At 57.1% G+C, this 17,442-nt stretch carries 19 protein-coding genes, 1 tRNA gene and 1 other RNA gene; 10 read left to right on the forward strand and 11 right to left on the reverse strand.

The features are described 5' to 3' along the window. Positions 1-705 precede the first annotated feature (705 nt). From ACE3NW_RS09720 to ACE3NW_RS09760, 9 genes are all read right to left on the reverse strand, one after another. Positions 706-781, reverse strand: a tRNA-Thr gene (locus tag ACE3NW_RS09720). Positions 782-838: 57 nt separating this feature from the next. Beyond that, positions 839-1,219 (reverse strand): hypothetical protein, encoded by a 381-nt coding sequence (locus ACE3NW_RS09725; protein WP_374282844.1) that lies wholly within the window; start codon positions 1,217-1,219, stop codon positions 839-841. Between the two features lie 43 nt (positions 1,220-1,262). Next, positions 1,263-2,255: a tRNA glutamyl-Q(34) synthetase GluQRS gene (gene gluQRS / locus ACE3NW_RS09730; protein WP_374282846.1), complete on the reverse strand. Its 993-nt coding sequence runs from the start codon at positions 2,253-2,255 to the stop codon at positions 1,263-1,265. Positions 2,256-2,259: 4 nt separating this feature from the next. Beyond that, complete coding sequence (locus ACE3NW_RS09735; protein ID WP_374282849.1) at positions 2,260-2,772, reverse strand: rhodanese family protein; 513 nt, start codon at positions 2,770-2,772, stop codon at positions 2,260-2,262. 9 nt (positions 2,773-2,781) lie between these two features. After that, entirely contained in the window at positions 2,782-3,936 is a 1,155-nt protein-coding gene (locus ACE3NW_RS09740; RefSeq protein ID WP_374282851.1) for a C40 family peptidase, read from the reverse strand. A gap of 85 nt (positions 3,937-4,021) precedes the next feature. Continuing rightward, positions 4,022-4,420 (reverse strand): flagellar basal body rod C-terminal domain-containing protein, encoded by a 399-nt coding sequence (locus ACE3NW_RS09745; protein ID WP_374282853.1) that lies wholly within the window; start codon positions 4,418-4,420, stop codon positions 4,022-4,024. 154 nt (positions 4,421-4,574) lie between these two features. Beyond that, on the reverse strand, positions 4,575-5,363 hold the full coding sequence (folE2, locus tag ACE3NW_RS09750; protein ID WP_374282855.1) for a GTP cyclohydrolase FolE2: 789 nt from the start codon (positions 5,361-5,363) through the stop codon (positions 4,575-4,577). Then, a complete protein-coding gene (gene nikR / locus ACE3NW_RS09755) occupies positions 5,363-5,779 on the reverse strand; it encodes a nickel-responsive transcriptional regulator NikR (protein ID WP_374282857.1) in 417 nt (138 codons plus the stop codon). Before nikR ends, folE2 begins: the two co-directional genes overlap by 1 nt. A gap of 55 nt (positions 5,780-5,834) precedes the next feature. Continuing rightward, positions 5,835-6,545: a methyltransferase gene (locus ACE3NW_RS09760; RefSeq protein ID WP_374282860.1), complete on the reverse strand. Its 711-nt coding sequence runs from the start codon at positions 6,543-6,545 to the stop codon at positions 5,835-5,837. A gap of 238 nt (positions 6,546-6,783) precedes the next feature. Between ACE3NW_RS09760 and ilvA the strand changes: the two genes are divergently transcribed. After that, positions 6,784-8,319 carry a threonine ammonia-lyase, biosynthetic gene (ilvA, locus tag ACE3NW_RS09765; RefSeq protein ID WP_374282862.1) on the forward strand — a complete coding sequence of 512 codons (1,536 nt, stop codon included), beginning with the start codon at positions 6,784-6,786 and terminating at the stop codon, positions 8,317-8,319. A 124-nt stretch (positions 8,320-8,443) separates the two neighbouring features. Here the strand turns inward: ilvA and ACE3NW_RS09770 are convergent, their stop codons facing one another. Then, a complete protein-coding gene (locus tag ACE3NW_RS09770; RefSeq protein WP_374282864.1) occupies positions 8,444-8,944 on the reverse strand; it encodes a protoporphyrinogen oxidase in 501 nt (166 codons plus the stop codon). Between the two features lie 76 nt (positions 8,945-9,020). Continuing rightward, a complete protein-coding gene (locus ACE3NW_RS09775) occupies positions 9,021-9,968 on the reverse strand; it encodes a spidroin-2 (protein WP_374282867.1) in 948 nt (315 codons plus the stop codon). Between the two features lie 135 nt (positions 9,969-10,103). Here ACE3NW_RS09775 and ACE3NW_RS09780 point away from each other — a divergent pair, with 135 nt between their 5' ends. The 9 genes from ACE3NW_RS09780 to ACE3NW_RS09820 all read left to right on the forward strand — a co-directional run bounded on the left by ACE3NW_RS09780 (position 10,104) and on the right by ACE3NW_RS09820 (position 17,073). After that, positions 10,104-10,688, forward strand: coding sequence for a manganese efflux pump MntP family protein (locus ACE3NW_RS09780; protein WP_374282869.1), 585 nt, complete (start codon positions 10,104-10,106; stop codon positions 10,686-10,688). A 44-nt stretch (positions 10,689-10,732) separates the two neighbouring features. After that, positions 10,733-11,143 (forward strand): OsmC family protein, encoded by a 411-nt coding sequence (locus ACE3NW_RS09785; RefSeq protein ID WP_374282871.1) that lies wholly within the window; start codon positions 10,733-10,735, stop codon positions 11,141-11,143. Positions 11,144-11,248: 105 nt separating this feature from the next. Then, positions 11,249-12,376, forward strand: coding sequence for a glycosyltransferase family 2 protein (locus ACE3NW_RS09790; protein WP_374282873.1), 1,128 nt, complete (start codon positions 11,249-11,251; stop codon positions 12,374-12,376). A 114-nt stretch (positions 12,377-12,490) separates the two neighbouring features. Then, positions 12,491-13,846: a bifunctional UDP-N-acetylglucosamine diphosphorylase/glucosamine-1-phosphate N-acetyltransferase GlmU gene (gene glmU, locus ACE3NW_RS09795; RefSeq protein WP_374282875.1), complete on the forward strand. Its 1,356-nt coding sequence runs from the start codon at positions 12,491-12,493 to the stop codon at positions 13,844-13,846. Positions 13,847-13,978: 132 nt separating this feature from the next. Next, positions 13,979-14,224, forward strand: a complete 246-nt coding sequence (gene zapB / locus ACE3NW_RS09800; protein WP_374282877.1) for a cell division protein ZapB — start codon at positions 13,979-13,981, stop codon at positions 14,222-14,224. Positions 14,225-14,230: 6 nt separating this feature from the next. Then, positions 14,231-14,503 (forward strand): cell division protein ZapA, encoded by a 273-nt coding sequence (gene zapA / locus ACE3NW_RS09805; RefSeq protein WP_291330892.1) that lies wholly within the window; start codon positions 14,231-14,233, stop codon positions 14,501-14,503. 12 nt (positions 14,504-14,515) lie between these two features. Next, positions 14,516-14,699, forward strand: a non-coding RNA gene (gene ssrS / locus ACE3NW_RS09810) — 6S RNA. A gap of 211 nt (positions 14,700-14,910) precedes the next feature. Continuing rightward, positions 14,911-16,470, forward strand: a complete 1,560-nt coding sequence (gene rny / locus ACE3NW_RS09815) for a ribonuclease Y (RefSeq protein WP_374282879.1) — start codon at positions 14,911-14,913, stop codon at positions 16,468-16,470. Between the two features lie 15 nt (positions 16,471-16,485). Next, positions 16,486-17,073 (forward strand): TRIC cation channel family protein, encoded by a 588-nt coding sequence (locus ACE3NW_RS09820; protein WP_374282881.1) that lies wholly within the window; start codon positions 16,486-16,488, stop codon positions 17,071-17,073. The last annotated feature ends 369 nt before the right edge of the window (positions 17,074-17,442 follow it).

The following is a 17,442-nucleotide window of genomic DNA, read 5'->3' on the forward strand; positions in this document are numbered from 1 at the left end:
ATGATTTTCTGTATATGCGAATTTACGGCTGTGTGTCAAAGAACTTTACTCCTATTTGGCAGTATTGTTACGTGTTTTGTATAGTGTGAATGCTAACTATCATTGATTAAAGCAAAAAAAATATTTTTTGAAGCTTTAGTGGTTGTTGGGAAGAGGTGAAAGTGTGACGTGAAAAAGCATTTGAGAAAAGTAGCAAGTATAGCTGGTTGTCTGCGGCTGAGGAAAAAGGATTAATCCAGCGGCTGCGCGGGAGATGGCTTGTGCCCCTGGTGGGGAGGTGCTAGTGATAATGCATAGCATAACTCCAGCAAGGGGGACGTAACATGGCCCAGAATACGCGAGTTGATGACTACACCACATGCGCTGCTTGTGAAGGCAGTGGAAAAAACAACGATGGATCTAACTGTTTTGAGTGCAGCGGTACTGGTAAAAAGCTGCAATCCTGCACGATTCCCGAAGGCCCGGAACATGAGGGCGTTTGCGACTGAGCGGAGAGGGCAGTTCGTTGAATAAATACGCAGCCGCAGTGTGGCCCCACTGGGCCAGCTGGCAGGCGAAACATAAGGCTGGCATTTTGCCCTTGGGGGAAAATGTCGGTCTTGTGTTTGGATGGGCCGAATTGATCGGTCTGCACGCGGTGGTCGCCCGGTGATACCCCAACAAAAAAAGCCCTCGCGGTTATTCACCGTGAGGGCTTGATTTCTGTGGAGCCAGCTAAGAGACTTGAACTCTTGACCTGCTGATTACGAATCAGCTGCTCTACCAACTGAGCTAAGCTGGCAACCGAGATCAATTGCCTGAAAAACAGGCGGTTGTCAAGCGAATAGAATCAGATGCACTAAACGCATTCAACCACAAGGGGAATGACGTGCAGTTCCCGGTTTACCTCCTCGGTATGGCCGAGCTTCCACTTGGTGGATTCTGCGGGCCAGCCAAGGTGCGCGGCCACTTCACGGGCAACGCCCGCCACGTTAAGAATGGGGTGACGCTGAAAAACCTGGGGCAGGCCATAGGTGAGGTTGCAGGCCAGGCATTTGCCGGGGCGCTGACGCAGTTCAAAGGCCAGCTTGGCCTTTTGCGCCTCTACGCCACGGCAGACAAGCCCAATGTCGTAAGCGCCTTCTTCCGCACCGCCGAAAAGCGCGTCAAAAAATTCGTCTGCGCGTCCAGCGGGAAAAATCTTGTCCAGAAAGCTTTGATCCAGGTCTTGCATGGTCATAAACATCCTCTGTCTGCATGAGCGGTGTTTGAGCAAATGGCCATCAGGCCACAAGTGCGCGCAGAGTTTCGCTTTCTATGCGTATGTCTTCAGCGGGCAGACGCAAGAACGAAAAGTGCGGCAAAAGTTCCGCAGGGCTGGCGGCTTGACCACCAGGGTTACACCCTGCCAGTGATCCCAAAAAGCCGGTTATGCGGCGCGGATCTGCGCCTGTTTGACGCAGGCTGCGCAACGTCAGGCTTTGATGCCTCTTGGCGAGCCGCTGCCCTTCGGCATCCAGCAGCAGCGGTACATGCGCATAAGCGGGAGCACCATAGCCCAGGAGCTTTAGAAGAGCAATCTGTCGGGGCGTGGAAATGAGAATGTCGCGCCCGCGCACAACCTGATTTATTCCCATGAGCGCATCATCCACTGCCACAGCAAGCTGATAGGCCACCACGCCATCAGAACGGCGCAAGGCAAAGTCGCCCCCACAGTCTGCCAGGGTGTGCGTTTGCTCCCCAAGCACGGTGTCAACAAAACTGATGGGCCCCTCTGGGCAGCGCAGGCGCAGGCAAGGGCGGCGGCCAGCAGCCGTGTGCGCCTGCTGTTGGGCAAGCGACAGGCTGCGACAGGTCCCCGGATAGGGCGCGCCTGCATCATCCACGTGCGGTGCGCCTGCCATGCTGCGCAGTTCCTTGCGGGTACAAAAACACGGATAGGTCAGGCCCGCGCGCTCAAGCTGCGCAATGGCTGCCGCATAGTGAGCACCCCTGCGGCTTTGCTCAAAAGGCCCAAGGGCTTTGCCCGCCGCTGGTTCTGGTTTGTCAGGGCCAAAATCCCAGTCCAGGCCAAGCCATGTGAGGTCTTCAATAAGGGCAGTTGTATATTCTGTGCGCGACCTCTGGGGGTCAATATCTTCAATGCGCAGTACAACCTGCCCGGCAGCGCTGCGCGCCGCGAGCCAGGCCAGCAAAAACGCCCAGGCATTGCCAAGGTGCGCGTAGCCGGTGGGGCTGGGAGCCAGCCTGCCGCGAATAGCCAACGCGGCGCTCATGTGCCTATTTTTTGTTCCAGGGCATGGCCGCAAGCAGCAGGCCAAGGCCACAAAAGCCCGTAACGCCTGCAAATATCAGCCCTGCACCCACAAAGGCCGAAAGCCAGAGCATGGAGGGCCACACAAAAGAGCCCAGCACGCCAGCCAGCACCAAGCCGCCAGCTCCGATCTGTATCTGGCGAAAGATGGGCAGCGGTTGCTGCGTGGTTTCTACCGGCAGCCCCTGCTTGGCCCAGGCACTCACGCCGCCTTCCATCTGCCATGCAGGGCCAGCGGCCAGCTTTTGCAACAGGTCGCTGTTTTTGGTAGTGCGGTTGCCGGAATTGCAGGTAAAGATGATGGGAAGTTCCGCCGTGGCGGGCGACAGGTTCATCCACGAAATAACCGAAAGCGGGGCAGCTTCTGCGCCAGCAATGCGCACGGCGGCAAGTTCATCCGCCTCGCGCACGTCGACAAGGCGCGCCTTGTTTTCCCGCAGCATGTTTTGTGCCTCTGCGGGAGAGATATTGGGAAGCATCAGTATGTCCTACGAATTGTTATCCCGTTTTTTCTCGGGAGCTTTTTTGGCTTTAGCGTTGTCAGACTTTGAGGCGACCTTATCGGAATCCGATTTTTCCTTCTTGGACGAGTCCTTGGACGCGCTGGACTTGGAGGCCCCGGATTTGCTGTCGCTCTTGGCAGCTTCCGACTTGTGGCTTTCGCTCTTGCGCGTTTCAGATTTTGCCGGTTCCGACTTGCGGCTGTCGCTCTTGTGTTCCGACTTGGCGGCTTCCTGCTTGGATGAGCCGGACTTGGAGGAGCTGGCGCTGCTCTTTTTGTCGGACTTGTCTTCCTTGGCCGAAGATTTTGCCGAAGATTTTGCCGAAGATTTTGCAGAGGATTTGTCCGACTTGTCGGCCTTTTCCACTTCAATCTTGCGGTTGGAGCCGTTCTTTTTGTCCAGGCTGGCCACTTCTACAAATTTGTCGCGCGATTTCGAGCGATCTTTGTCCTTGGAGTTTTTGTCTTTATCCTTGCCACGGTTTTTGCCGTGGTCGTCATTGGCGGCCACGCTGTGCGAAGATTTGTGGCTGCGGTAAATATCGCGCACGGCCTTTTCTTCGGCGTAGTCGTTGAGGCGTGTTTCCGCTTCGGCAACAAGGTTTTCCGTACCGTCCATCTTTACGCGGCGGGCTCCGAGAAACGTGCCTTTAAAGTAGGGGTCATCAAGAGAATTGACGCGCACGGTGGTGCGGCGGTGCGGGCTGTGGATAAACTTGCCATCGCCCACATATATGCCGGTGTGATAGCCCCGGCGGGGATGCCTGAAGGCGACGATGTCGCCAACCTGCATTTCTTCGACATTATTGATGCGTTTGCCCACCACAGACTGCTCGCGGGCGGTGCGGGGCAGATTTACGCCCACGCTTTTGTATGCCCAGCAGACAAAGCCGGAGCAGTCAAACCCGCCGGGAGACATGCCCCCCGGCACATATGGAGTGCCGATTGCAGACCTGGCCTTGCGCAAAAGCTGCTGGCTGCCCTGCTGTTCGTTGTTGTCAAACGCTGCTTCGTATGAGCGGCGGAAGCGTTGTTCTGCCTGAGTGCTGTATGGATCGGTTTTATAGCTGGTTTTTTGGGCGCAGCCAAAAGCCATTGAACAAACAAGAGCCAGCACACACAGTTTCAGATATTTACCCATCGGCGCTCCGTGTGGGTTGCGCCGCAGCAAAGGCCACGGCGGGTCACGCAAAAAAACGGGAGCAAACCCGCTTGTCTGTAGTTGGTCAGGCCTTGATGTCTAAAAGTGTACCCAGCATGGAATCACTGGTGCGAACAACCTGGGCGTTAGCCTCATAGGCGTGCTGGGTAGTGATCATCGTGGTGAATTCTCGCGAAAGATCCGTGCCACTGGGGGCGGATGCTTCTAGAGGAAGACCTGAGGTGACATCGTAGACTGCCTTGGCGGCAGCCCAGTCTGGGTTTTGGACAGCGGCCGAGCCGGTATCCTTGAGTACGGCGTCAAAACTGACGCCCTGATTGTTGGCATTGTTGGAGTAAACAGCGCGCCGAGGCTCAAAGCCAGCCGTGCTAACGTTGGCCACATTGTGCGCCGTAACGGCCGTGCCCCACGAAAAGGCATTCAAGGCCGACGCGCCGATTTGTAGGCTGTTGCTGCTACTCATCATTCACACCTTACGGCATTACTAGCATAAGTATTACCCGAATGCAAAAAACTTTTTTTTGTCACGGTTGGCGGGCAGATACGGCGCATTACCCAAAAACCGCAAATGATATTTGGGTATGCGCAGCTTGTACTTTGCGGGAAAAACCGGGCAGTTAGACAGTTTCCCGTGTGGTGAGATCGCGTTCTATGCGGGCAAAGGCATTGTGGTTGTGTATTGATTCCATGCTTTCAACTTCAACACTGAACCATTCAACCTGGCCGTGCGCCGTGAGGCGTTGGGCAACGTTGCGCACCACGTCTTCCACAAAAGTGGGGTGGGCAAAGGCGTTTTCTGTCACAAATTTTTCGTCTTCGCGTTTCAGCAGGGTGTACACGGCAGATGAGCCTGACGCTTCGGCAATGTCGATAAAATCCTCAAGCCACGAAAAAGCGCGCATGCGCAGGCGCATACGCACCATGGCCCGCTGGCTGTGCGCCCCCTCGCGGCTGATGGCCTTGGAGCAGGGGCAGACGGTCATTACCGGCACATCTGTTTCAAGCACAAATGATTGACCCTTGTCGTCCAGCTCACCGGTGAGGCGGCATTCGTAGGCCACGGTGGCGGGGCTGCCCGAAGCGGGGGCATTTTTTACTATAAAATACGGAAAGCAAAAACGGGCATACGCCCGCCGTGCGCCCAGCCGCTCTTTGATGTTGACCAGCAGCCGTCGCACCGATTGATAGCTTATTTCGTCGTTCCACTGTTCAAGAGCCTCAACAAAGCGGCTCATGTGCGTACCCTTGAAGGATGAAGGCAGGTCCACCCCCAGGTCTACGGTAGCCACGGTCTGTTGCTTGCCCTGGCAGCGGTCGCGCACCAGCAGGGGCAGCTTGAGATCGCGAACACCCACGCGGTCAATATTAAGGGCAACCTGCGGGGCGTGGCTTTGAACATCTTCCATTATGCTAAATCCTGTCCTGTGGTGGTGGCGGTAAATGTGCCGTGCTTTACGCCACGGCATGAAATCAGTTTGTCGGCAAGGGCGCGCAAGCGCGTGGGCTCGCCCTTGAGCACCAGAACCTCAAGGCAGTTGTGGTGGTCGAGGTGAACATGCAGCGTGGTGACGATAAGATCGTGGTCGTCGTGCTGGATGGCCATGAGGCGGCGGGCCAAATCGTTTTTGTGGTGGTCGTACACCAGGGTGAGCGTGCCCGCCCCGGAGGGGTCGTTGCTCCAGCGTTCTTCCACCAGCGCCTTGCGGATAAGGTCGCGGATTGCTTCAGAGCGGTTGGGATAGCTTTTGCGTTTGCACAGTTCGTCAAACGGCTCCAGCAGGTCCTCATCCAGTGAAACACCAAAGCGTGCCAGGTTTCCCATGGTATTTTCCGTTATGCCCGGGGGGCGCAGTGCTATAGTTGAAGAATGCCACCCGTCAGGCCCGGCGGCAGATTTCCCAAACGTGTACGGTTACGGGCACGGGCTGGGCGTAGAGCGGTTCAACCGTTTCGGTGTACACCCGGCGTCCTTGCCAGCCACCGCTTTGCAGCGCGTGCAAAAAAGCATCGTAAACCGAGCGGCCCGGTTCCGCCACCCATGCCGCGCCATCGGGGGCCAGGGCATGGTCAAGAAAACGCAGCACCGGGGCCACAAACCGCTTTTCGTACATGATGTCGCCGCCCCAGATGCGGTGCATGCTCTGCGCCCGCACGGCAGGACGCCGCCAGTCCATGACTGTCCAGAGCGGCTGCGGCACATTGTTGAGCCCGGCGTTGCTAAAGGCAAAATGCAGGGCGTCTTCTTCGTAATCCATGGCGGTTACCTGTGCGCCAAGCCACTGGCCCACAATGGCGGTGAGGCCCAGCCCGCAACCCAGATCAAGGCAGGCCTGGCCCGCGATGGTCTGCTGTTGTTGTGCCAGCCAGCCCGCCAGCGCAACGCTTGAAGGCCACAATTCTGTCCAGTAGGGCAGGCGTTCGTCTTCAAAATCGTCGGGTGTGGCAGTCATGGCATCCCACAGCTGTTCCAGATCGGCTGCCCTGGTCAGCCGCCACACTCGACCGGCAGCGCGCACAGAAATGTGCGGCGTGTATTCGGTCAGGCCGTGTGTTTCGGATGTGGAAAATTCGGAAATCGGTTCGGTCATCAGCCAAGCATAGCGCAACAGGGGTGAGCTGTACAGATACGGCACTGCACGGGCCCCGGTATGGTTTTGTGTTGCAGGGCCCCAACAGCAATTTTTCCCCCGCCAGCGCCGTCTCGAAATTTTTTGAAACGTAAGGGCTTGAGAAGCATTTATTGCGGGTATATAAAGATTGGCCTTACAAAAATGCGTTTTTAGACCGCAAGGGCGGCCATGCGCGAAGCCTCGCAAGGACATTCTCATGGACAAGCACAGCGAATACCTGAATCGTATCCTTTTAAGCCGCGTGTACGACGTGGCGGTAGAAACCCCTCTGGACGAGGCGGTCAGTCTTTCGCGCCGCACCGGCAACAATATTTTTCTTAAGCGCGAAGACCTTCAGCCTGTCTTTTCTTTCAAAATTCGCGGCGCTTACAACAAGATGGCGCACCTGTCCAAGGAAGAACTGCGTAGGGGCATTATTACCGCCTCGGCTGGCAACCACGCACAGGGCGTTGCCCTGGGCGCGCGCAAGCTGGGGTGCGAGGCCACCATTGTGATGCCCGTGACCACCCCGGCCATCAAGGTAGAGGCGGTTAAACGCCTGGGCGGCCAGGTGGTGCTTTCTGGCGAATCATTCAGTGATGCATGGAAGCATACCCTTGATCTGATTCAGGAAACAGGCTGTGTGTACATTCCTCCCTTCGACGACCCCGACGTAATCGCAGGGCAGGGCACCATTGGCATGGAAATTTTGCGCCAGCACCCCGGTGACATCCACGCCGTATTTGTGCCCATTGGCGGCGGCGGCATGGCTGCGGGCGTTGCCGCGTACATCAAGAATCTGCGCCCTGAAATCCGCGTTATCGGTGTGGAGCCTGTGGATTCTGACGCCATGCGGCGTTCTGTGATGGCTGGCCAGCGTGTGGAAATGCACGATGTGGGCCTGTTTGCAGACGGCGTGGCCGTAAAGCTGGTGGGCGAAGAAACATTTGTGCTGTGCCGCGACCTGCTCGACGACATCATTACCGTTGAAACAGACGCCATTTGCGGTGCTATCAAGGATATTTTTGAAGATACCCGCGTGGTGGCCGAGCCTGCGGGCGCGCTTTCGCTGGCAGGGCTGCGGGCCTATGCCAAGGCGGGCGGCTTGCAGGATGCCACCCTTGTGGCCATTGTGAGCGGCGCAAACATGAACTTTGACCGCCTGAGCCACGTTGTTGACCGCGCCGAAATCGGTGCGCAGCGTGAGGCCCTGCTGGCCGTGACCATTCCTGAAACCGTGGGCAGTTTCCGTCAGTTGTGCGCCTCGTTTGGCAGCCGCAACATCACCGAGCTGTGTACGCGCTATTCCGATCCGGTCAAGGCCAGGGTGCTGGTGGGCATCAAGATCAACGGGCGCGACGATGTTGCCCAGGTGCTTAAAGAGCTGCGCAGCAAGGGCTTTGAGGCCATTGACCTTACGGATAACGAACTTGCCAAGGTGCATGTGCGTCATCTTGTGGGCGGCAATGCCCCCCTGATTCTGCACGAGCGCCTGCTGCGCTTTACCTTTCCCGAACGCCCAGGCGCACTGCTTGATTTTATGGATGCCATGCGGGTGGACTTCAGCATCTCGCTGTTCCAGTACCGCTACCACGGTGCGGATTTTGGCCGCGTTCTGGTGGGATTTGAAGTGCCGGATGAAAAAAAGGCCGTCTTCGAGGACTTTCTCAAGCGGGTTGAGGCCATGGGCTATCCGCATGTGGAAGAATCCAACAACGACGCCTACAAGATGTTTCTTGGCTGGCACGAATAGGCCGCTCAAACCCCTGCCTGCCCACTGGCGGCAGGTTTTATCGACTGCATAAAAAAACGGCTGTCCCTGACGGGGCAGCCGTTTTTTTGCAGCCACCGGCAGGCAGCTGCATCTGAATTTTTTTTTACTCGCCCAGCAGTTTGGCGGCCTCGGGCGTAAGCCCCTTGAGGCTGGCAAAAACAGCTTCTGCCCCGCGCTGATCGGGATCCTGCACAATGGCAATAAGAACCTTGTCTGGCGTGGCGCTGACCTTGGTCACGCCCGGTGCGGGAAAGGTCTGGCTGCGCGGTTCGCCGTTGAATGTCCAGAAATGGCCCTGCGGGCGGGGGGTAGAGGCGTTTGCCTGAAGCGGCGCAAGCTTGTTGGCCACAGAGGCGGAGTCTTCTTTCTGGTCGTTGGGCAGCACAAAGATGCTCACAAGAGCATCGTAGCCATCGCGTTTGGCGTTGGCAAGGCCCAGAATGAGCATGCATTCGTTGGGATTGCCAGACTTGAAGCCCATATTTTCCTCGCCATCCCAGCCTTGCGGCAGATCGGCACTGAAAAGCGTAAATGCGCGTGTCTCAGCCTGAGCACTGACCGCCAGGCAGAGCACGAGAAGGGTTGTAAACAGTAGACGCCGCATAGATTCCTCCTGGTTGCGGAAAAATAAACCCGCGTGTGGCACTTCGTATACGCCCGGCTTGCGGGGTGGGCAAGCCTCAACGCGAAAGCGTTACAAGAAAGGGATAACTGGCGCCCAGCACCAGCAGTGCTGCGCCGAGCAGATTGAGCCAGTAAAGCTTGCGGGGTGCGCGCAAGACAAACAGGGCAACCCAGCAGGCTATGGCAAGCGTGGTGGGCACAAGGCCCAGGGCCTGATCTGCAACACCTTGCGGCAGGGGGCCAGGCCGCAGATAGAGACCTAGCACAAGTCCCCAGCGGTCAATGCAGCGCGGGATAAAGCCCACCATGGCCCACAGGGCGCACCAGCGGGCCGCGCGCTGCTCGTCCTCGGCGGAAAGCCCCGCACTGCCGGAGCCGCATTTGAGCGCAAGAACCAGCAGGGCCACGCTGCCCGCCGGAGCAAATGCGGTAAAATAGTCGTGTACGGTGGTGGAAAGGACAACCAGAACCACATCTGACATGGTCAGCCCCTGGGGCAGGCCAGAAAAAGGCCAGTTGGGCAAGACCTGTGCAACAAAAAAGCACAGTGCCGCCAACAGCGCCAGGGCCACGCGCAGGCCGATCTGGCCCGGTTGCCAGCGGTTTTGCCCGGCAGGGGAGTGCGACTGCGCTGCGGCCTTGTCCACCACAAGATAGCCCCGCAGGCAGGCAATGCCCGCAATCCACGCGATCACAGCCGTTGAGTAAGGCAGCATGGCGGGCATCCACGGCGAAATGCCGTCGAGCATGTGTTCCTGGCCGCGCAGGCTTGCCAGCAGGGCAAGTACACCGCCTGTGGCAAGCAGGGGGCCAAGAAGGGCCAGGGCTGCTGCGCAGCGGGCGAGTGTGCGGGCTCCCAGAGCGCTGAGGCCAGCGTTGCCGCGCCTGCCAGCGGCCAGGGTAAGGGCAATAATAACGGGCATGGCCGAGGCGGCGCTGGCACCAAGGGTGAGAACAGCGGCAATCCATTGCCAGCAGAAAAGCCAAAAAGGGATAGTTTGCATAACCAACCTTGTATCCTGTGGGCGTTGCAGCCGCAAGTGCGGGGGCTGGCTTGCGGCTGTGCCGCCCTTGCCCTATAGTCCGGCCATTCTGTAATCGTTGCTGGCGCAATATTTGCGCCGCCCCATGAGGTTGGTATGTCGTTTTATGCTGTTTTGTTGCTGGCCGTCGCCCTTTCAATGGATGCCTTTGCCGTTGCCCTGGCATCTGGCTGCGCGTTACGCGCGCCACTTCCGCGCCATTATTTCAGAATTTCGGCGGCATTTGGATTTTTTCAGTTCGCCATGCCCGTGGTGGGCTGGTATCTGGGCGTAACGGTGCGCTCCTATATTGAAGACTGGGACCACTGGATTGCTTTTGGCCTGCTGGGGTGGATTGGCGGCAAAATGGTGCTTTCAGGTTTTTCGGCCTTGCGGGCGCGGGCATCCTGTCCCTGTCCGTCGGTCGATCCCGCTGCGGGGCGCAATCTGCTGGTGCTGAGCGTTGCCACCAGCATTGATGCCCTTGCCGTGGGGCTTTCCTTTGCCATTCTGGGGACATCGGTGTGGGGGCCTTCGCTCGTGATTGGCGTGGTTTGCGCGGTCATAAGTGCTGTTGGCGTGTATCTGGGCAAGACTTTGGCCAACCTGTGCGCTGTCAACGGCTGGGCAGAACTGCTGGGCGGGCTGACCTTGCTGGCTATTGCCTGTAACACGTTGCGCGAGCATAATGTTTTTGGGTAAATCTTTATGAATGCCGCAAGCGCGGCACAACATCAGGAGTGTACATGGCTACCGTGAGCGCAAAATATCTTGGCGATCTGCGTGTGGAGTGCATTCATAACCAGAGCGGCACAAAAATCATTACCGATGCCCCCACAGACAATCAGGGCAAGGGCGAGGCTTTTTCACCCACGGATCTGTGCGCCACGGCCCTTGGGGCCTGCGCCATGACCATTATTGGCATTTATGCCAAAAATCATGGTGTGGACGTGACCGGCACGGAAATGGAAATCACCAAAACCATGAGCGCCGACCCGCGCCGCATCGGCAAGATTGAAGTGACCTTTACGATGCCCGACCGCGAATATTCCGCCAAGGACAAGGCCGTCATTGAGCGTTGCACCCAAAGCTGCCCGGTACACCACACCCTGCACCCAGATGTGGAACAGGTGTTTACCTTTGTGTGGAAAAACTGAGGCCGCAGACCGTTTATTACAGCATGCCCCTGCGGGCGGCTGAATATTCCACTGATCGGGTGGGGCTGGGGCAACCCCTGGCCCCCCGACATCGCAGGAGGCAGCATGCCCGCGCAAACTCTGGTATCGGTCATCATTCCCAGCTACAACTACGCCGCCTTTTTGCCGCAGGCCGTGGCCAGCGTGCTTGGCCAGCGTGCGCCCGGCCTTGATGTAGAGGTTATTGTTGTGGACGACGGGTCAACGGACAATACCGTTGAGGTGGCCGAAAGCCTGGGGGCGGATATTACGTTTATCCGGCAGGCCAACGCGGGCCCATCTGCGGCCAGAAATGCCGGATTGCGGGTGGCCAGCGGCGATTTTGTGGCCTTTCTGGATGCTGACGATCTTTTTGCCAAAGGGCTTTTGGCCAGCCATCTGAGGGTTTTTGAGGCCCAGCCAGAGCTGGACATGGTCATCTGCCGCTGCATGAATCTTCAGCAGGGGCAGAATGACCATGAGGGGCAGGATGTGACGCTCTGGTCGCTGGCCAACAGCCACTGGGACGTGCATGCCTGCAATGCCAACCTCGCTCCTATCCACTGCTTTTTGTTGCGCATGGCGTGCGCAAAAAGGGTTGGCTATTTTGATGAGAGCATACGTCATTGCGAAGATCAGCAATACTGGCTGCGGTGCTATGGCGTGGGCGCAAAGGTGGGGGTGAACACTGAAGGGCTGGTGTTGTACATGCACCATGGCGACAATTCTACCCGCGATATGCGGCCCATGTACCTACACGATTCGTTCATGCAGGAAAAAATTGCGGGCATGCTCAGCGATTTACCCAATTTCCCAGTCCAAGCAAAGTGCGCGGGCTGGCTTGCGCATGCCGCAGGCAGCCTTTGTTCTGCGGGCTTTCTTTGTCAGGCTGATCCGCAGCGCTCACTTGTCATGCAGAATTTTTTCACGCAGGCCGTGCTCAACGCCGCGCCACTTTTCAATCAGGCAATACAGGCCGGGGATCCAGCCGGGCTTGCGCCTGTTCAGCTTTATTATGGCGGCAAGTGTCTGCGTCTTGCGCAAGGGCAAGGGCTCGCGCTTACACCCGCAGCCGTCAAGGCTGTTATGGTGCTCAAGCGCATGTTCCCCCGTCTGGCAGATATTACTGCCGAAGCACTGGACGTGCGCTTGCGCAGCACCTATGCCAAACTTTGTATCACAGGGCTTCCGCCGCAGGTGCGTCTGCGCGGATAATTTTTGGGCGCTGACTGGCCCGTCTTGTTTATGTGGTCTTGCTGTTTGCCCCGCAAGAGGCTATTGGTCTGCCTGCAAAGTTTCCCGCCCATGTGGCGAATGAAGGAGATATCCATGCCGAAGAACGCGGCTCTGATTCTTGCGGCGGGCAAGGGAACCCGCATGCATTCCGACCGGCCCAAGGTGTTGCAGACCCTGCTGGGCGAGCCCATGCTTGCCTGCGTTATTGAAGCACTGCGCCCTGTATTTGCAGAAGATATATGGGTTGTGGCCGGGCATCGCGCCGAGATGGTGCAGGCTGCCTTTCCCGATGCTCGTTTTGTGCTGCAAGAACAGCAGCTTGGCACAGGGCACGCTCTTATTCAGGCCCTGCCCGCGTTGAGCGAGGCGGGCTGTACGCATCTTTTGGTCGTTAACGGCGATGCGCCCCTGCTTTCTGAATCTCTGGTTCGTTCTTTTCTTGCCGAGGCGGTAGGGGCCGATCTGGCCTTTGCCACCATTGAGCTCGACAACCCCGGTGCCTATGGCCGCGTGGTGCGCCAGCAGGGCAAGGTCAAAGCCATTGTGGAAGCCAAGGATTACGACGCGTCGCTCTACGGACAAGCCACCAACGAAGTTAATGCGGGCATGTACTATTGCAGCCTTTCGGCTGTAGAAACGCTTTTGCCGCATCTGAATAATAGCAATAAAAGCGGTGAATACTACATCACTGACCTGATTGGACTTGCCGTTGCAGAAAAATACGAAGTGCTTGGCATCCAGTGTGGGCGCGATGACTCGCTGATGGGTGTGAATTCGCCGGTGGAACTTTCGCGCATGGAAGAAACCTTGCGCGCCCGTATTGTTGATGGGCTGCTTGCTTCTGGTGTTATTGTACACGCACCCGGTTCTGTGCGAGTTGGGCCCCTGGCGCAGGTGGAACCCGGCGCGGAACTGACCGGCCCGTGCGAAATCTATGGCCACACCAGCATCAGCCGGGGCGCAAGCGTTGCCTCGCATTGCGTTGTGCGCGATTGCGTGATTTCCAACAATGCCGAAATCCGCTCCTTTTCCCACATTGAAAAAGCCCGCGTGGGCGCTTCGGCCCTGGTGGGGCCCTACGCACGCCTGCGCCCTGGTGCGGTGCTTGAAGAAGCTTCGCATGTGGGCAATTTTGTTGAGCTCAAAAAAGCCCGTCTCGGCAAGGGGGCCAAGGCCAACCACCTCACCTATCTTGGCGATGCCGAAATAGGCGAGGGCACAAACATTGGCGCTGGCACAATCACCTGCAATTACGATGGCAAACACAAATATCAGACAAAGATTGGCCGGTATGCCTTTATCGGCAGCAATACGGCCCTGGTTGCGCCCGTGAGCGTGGGCGACGATGCCCTCGTGGGAGCAGGCTCGGTTATTACCCGCGACGTACCCAACGGAGAGCTGGCCATTGCCCGCGAGAAACAAAAAAATCTGCCGCGCAAAAACAAATAGACAGGATTTGCAGCAGGCGTCGCAAGGGTTTGCGTGATATATGGCCCGCGTCGGCATTGGTCGGCGCGGGTATTTTTTTGCCTGGGCGTATCCATTCTTGCCAAGGTTATGTAGCAGTGTTATCTACAAATCATGGAACTTTTGGAGCAGCTAGAATCGCAGGTTGAGGCGCTTTTGGCCCGGCTTGACCGCCTGAAGGCGGAAAACGCTAAAATCAACGCGGAGTCTGCCGCTGTGGCAGCCGAAAACGAAGCGCTTGATAAGGAAAACCAAAAGCTGCGTGAAGCTCTTGAAAACGAAGAAAAGCTGCGTACTGAGGCGCTGAATCGCATAGACGCCTTGTTGCGCAGGATTCAGGAGCACGACAGCGTCGAGTAGGTTTTTGTGAACCAGGATACTATCAACCTCACCGTTCTTGGGCTGAGCATAGCTTTCAAGCCCGGCGCAGATATGCGGCGTGTGCAGGAAGCCGTGCGGCTGGTAGAGGAACGGTTCGCAGACCAGAAGCTGAGGTTCCACGGAGGGCAGACCAAGGACATTCTGCTGACTTTTATAGCCCTTGGACTGGCGGATGATTTGCTGCAATCGCAGAAAGAGCAGGCCGACGTGCAGAATCGCGTCGAGGCCCTGCTTTCAAAAATAGAGGAGTCCTCTTAGGCTCCTTTGGGCGCTTCCCTGGGACGCGCGTGATTTATGCCTCGGTGCTAACCTGACAAGATTATAATAGGGAGCCGTCACTGTCCTTGTGTGTGCACGCCCGGCAAGACCGGGAAGCCTGGAGAGGACATACAGGCGCCCGACCTGGTTATCCAGGTTCTGTACCGTAAGCATGACACGGCGCTCTGGGGAACGCGCCTCTCTTTTGACGTATCTGGCTGCCTTATGCGCGGCCAGTGCTTTTGCGCAGTTCACTCCAGACCGTTTATTCGGTATCCAGCCAGGGTTTCAGCAGCCCCTTTGGGCTCATTTTGCTACGGCGTGCGGTGTCTTTTGCCGCCTGCCGGTGTTCGTCGGCCCGCGCCTGTGCGCAGGGTCCGTATTGATAAAAGAGAGAGGCTGGATTCATGGATCCATTGTTCATTGCAGCGCTTGTAGCTGCGGCGCTGCTGGGGGTTGCGCTGGGGGTTGTGGCGCACAAGCGCTCTGCCGCAAAGCGTGTTGGCGACGCCGATGATCTGGCGAAACGCATAGTTGCTGAAGCGCGCAAAGAGGCGCAGGCCCAGAAGAAAGAGATTTTGCTTCAGGGTCAGGATGATCTGTTTAACCAGAAACGCGAGCTCGAAAACGAATTCAAGGAACGTGAGCGCGAGGTTAAGGCCCGCGAACGCAAGCTTGAAGAAATGGGCGGCCGCCTTGAAGAAAAGCTGGAAAAAGCTACTACCAGAGAGCATGAGCTGCTGACCTCCGAGAAAGAGCTGGCCCGCAAGGAACGCCAGCTCAGCGAGTCTGAAATGTTCTTGCAGACCCGAATTGATGAGCAGGAACAGCGGCTTTCGGAAATCGCAGGCCTTACTGCCGATGAGGCAAAGGCCCGGCTTTTCAGCGAAATTGAGGCCAAGACTCGGCACGAATCGGCGCGCATGATCCGTCAGATCGAAATGGAAGCGCGTGAAACTGCCGACCGCAAGGCCAAAGAAATTCTCTGTAATGTCATTCAGCGCTATGCGGGTGACTACGTCAACGAGCAGACCGTAACGGCAGTAACCCTTCCCAGCGAAGACATGAAGGGCCGCATCATTGGACGTGAAGGGCGCAATATTCGCGCGCTTGAGGCGGCCACCGGCGTTGACCTTATTATAGACGATACGCCCGAAACCGTTATCCTCTCTGCCTACAGTCCGTTGCGCCGTCAGGTTGCAAAGATGGCACTGGAACGCCTGATTCAGGATGGACGTATCCACCCCGCCCGCATTGAAGACATCGTGCAAAAGTGCGAGCAAGAGCTGGACGCCCAGGTGCGCGAGGTGGGCGAACAGGCCACCTTTGACGCAGGCGTACACGGTATTCATCCCGAAATTGTCCGTCTTCTCGGCCAGTTGCGTTATCGCACATCGTTTACTCAAAACGTGTTGCAGCACTCGCTTGAAGTGTCTGCCCTGTGCGGCATGATGGCCGCCGAGCTGGGCATGGATGTTAAAAAAGCCAAGCGGGCAGGCCTGCTGCACGATATCGGCAAGGCCGTTGACCACGAGGTGGAAGGCCCGCATGCTCTTATCGGTGCAGACATCGCCAAGAAGTACAACGAAAGCCAGGAGATCATCCACGCCATTGCCGCCCATCACGAAGACCAGCGCCCCTCAACGGCTCTGGCTGTGCTTGTGCAGGCGGCGGATTCCATTTCTGGTGCGCGCCCCGGCGCACGCAAGGAACTTCTCGAAAATTACGTGAAGCGCCTTGAAGATCTGGAAGGCATCGCCACCAGCTTTGACGGAGTTAGCAAGGCATACGCCATTCAGGCTGGCCGTGAGATTCGGGTGATGGTCAATTCCGATATGGTTGACGACGATACCACCTATATCCTCTGCAAGGATATTGCCGAAAAGATTGAGAAAAATCTTACCTATCCAGGGCAGATCCGCGTAACGGTCATTCGTGAACGCCGGGCAGTGGGGTTGGCCAAGTAATCTCTGGGTGCGTGCATGCAGAACCTTCCCTTATTTGTGTTAGATCTGGCGGCCAGCTTCGTGCTGGCCGCTGCCGCATCATGTAGGGCGCGCTCAACGGGCGCACATTTCAGCGGCGCAGCGGTTCTTGCCTGTCTGGCGGGAATGGCCGCGCCGCTTGTGCGTGATGGGCTGCTCGGCTATGCCGCCATTACCCTTAATCAGGGTGAATATCTGGCAGCGTGCGTGTGTGGCGGCATCACTGGTATTCTGATCGGGCAGGGCAGCCGTGCATGGTTTGCATTTTATTGGCTGGATTCCCTGGGACTGGCCTTTGGAGCTGGTATTGGCGCTGTAAAAGGTGTGATGGCCGGGCTTGGTCCCACGGGTAGTATAATTGTTGGGGTGCTGGGTGGCCTGGTCGGCGGCCTTGCGCGTGACCTTTGTCTTGGCGACATGGCCCGAGCAATAGAAGAAGATGTGTACGCAACTGCTGCTGCCTTTGGGGGAATGCTTGCCTTGGCCTTGCTGCTGTTTACAAATCTCGCACAGTGGCAGAGCGCACTGTGTGGCGCTGTGCTGGTTTTGGCCCTGCGGGGGATGAAAAAGATCAAAATTGCCTGAAACGTCGAGCTGTTCAGCAAATAGCCGTCAAAAAATGCCATATCGGCTTGACTCCCTGGTGGAGTTTGGGTATTTTTAACTTCCGCTGCACGAACAAGTAGGACTTTGAACGCTGTTTTTCACGAAACTGAAAAAAAGTGGTTGACTTGTTTGGCGGGTGGGAGCATAAACGCTCCTCGCGACGAGGGAAAACGGTTTACGGAAACGCAAGCGAAGTAAATTCGCGGAAACGAAAAAAACGGTTGACACTTGAAGCGAAGGGGAGCATAACCGCTCCTCGCGATTGAAGAAAAGCAGCTGGCTCCACGGTGAAACAAAGAGTTTCACGAAACGGAAAAAAGTTGTTGACTTCGAAAGCAAGCTGGAGCA

Origin of the sequence: Desulfovibrio sp., from assembly GCF_041907885.1 — a bacterium.
Taxonomy (GTDB): Bacteria; Desulfobacterota; Desulfovibrionia; order Desulfovibrionales; family Desulfovibrionaceae; genus Desulfovibrio.

Excerpts from the sequence above, each read along its gene's own strand:
- ACE3NW_RS09790 (WP_374282873.1), top strand. The coding sequence starts at position 11,249 with ATGCCCGCGCAAACTCTGGTATCGGTCATCATTCCCAGCTACAACTAC.
- ACE3NW_RS09780 (WP_374282869.1), top strand. The coding sequence starts at position 10,104 with ATGTCGTTTTATGCTGTTTTGTTGCTGGCCGTCGCCCTTTCAATGGAT.
- ACE3NW_RS09725 (WP_374282844.1), bottom strand. The coding sequence starts at position 1,219 with ATGACCATGCAAGACCTGGATCAAAGCTTTCTGGACAAGATTTTTCCC.
- ACE3NW_RS09740 (WP_374282851.1), bottom strand. The coding sequence starts at position 3,936 with ATGGGTAAATATCTGAAACTGTGTGTGCTGGCTCTTGTTTGTTCAATG.
- ACE3NW_RS09785 (WP_374282871.1), top strand. The coding sequence starts at position 10,733 with ATGGCTACCGTGAGCGCAAAATATCTTGGCGATCTGCGTGTGGAGTGC.
- nikR (WP_374282857.1), bottom strand. The coding sequence starts at position 5,779 with ATGGGAAACCTGGCACGCTTTGGTGTTTCACTGGATGAGGACCTGCTG.
- rny (WP_374282879.1), top strand. The coding sequence starts at position 14,911 with ATGGATCCATTGTTCATTGCAGCGCTTGTAGCTGCGGCGCTGCTGGGG.
- ACE3NW_RS09760 (WP_374282860.1), bottom strand. The coding sequence starts at position 6,545 with ATGACCGAACCGATTTCCGAATTTTCCACATCCGAAACACACGGCCTG.
- ACE3NW_RS09820 (WP_374282881.1), top strand. The coding sequence starts at position 16,486 with ATGCAGAACCTTCCCTTATTTGTGTTAGATCTGGCGGCCAGCTTCGTG.
- zapB (WP_374282877.1), top strand. The coding sequence starts at position 13,979 with ATGGAACTTTTGGAGCAGCTAGAATCGCAGGTTGAGGCGCTTTTGGCC.
- ACE3NW_RS09735 (WP_374282849.1), bottom strand. The coding sequence starts at position 2,772 with ATGCTTCCCAATATCTCTCCCGCAGAGGCACAAAACATGCTGCGGGAA.
- glmU (WP_374282875.1), top strand. The coding sequence starts at position 12,491 with ATGCCGAAGAACGCGGCTCTGATTCTTGCGGCGGGCAAGGGAACCCGC.
- ACE3NW_RS09775 (WP_374282867.1), bottom strand. The coding sequence starts at position 9,968 with ATGCAAACTATCCCTTTTTGGCTTTTCTGCTGGCAATGGATTGCCGCT.
- gluQRS (WP_374282846.1), bottom strand. The coding sequence starts at position 2,255 with ATGAGCGCCGCGTTGGCTATTCGCGGCAGGCTGGCTCCCAGCCCCACC.
- ilvA (WP_374282862.1), top strand. The coding sequence starts at position 6,784 with ATGGACAAGCACAGCGAATACCTGAATCGTATCCTTTTAAGCCGCGTG.
- ACE3NW_RS09745 (WP_374282853.1), bottom strand. The coding sequence starts at position 4,420 with ATGAGTAGCAGCAACAGCCTACAAATCGGCGCGTCGGCCTTGAATGCC.
- folE2 (WP_374282855.1), bottom strand. The coding sequence starts at position 5,363 with ATGGAAGATGTTCAAAGCCACGCCCCGCAGGTTGCCCTTAATATTGAC.
- ACE3NW_RS09770 (WP_374282864.1), bottom strand. The coding sequence starts at position 8,944 with ATGCGGCGTCTACTGTTTACAACCCTTCTCGTGCTCTGCCTGGCGGTC.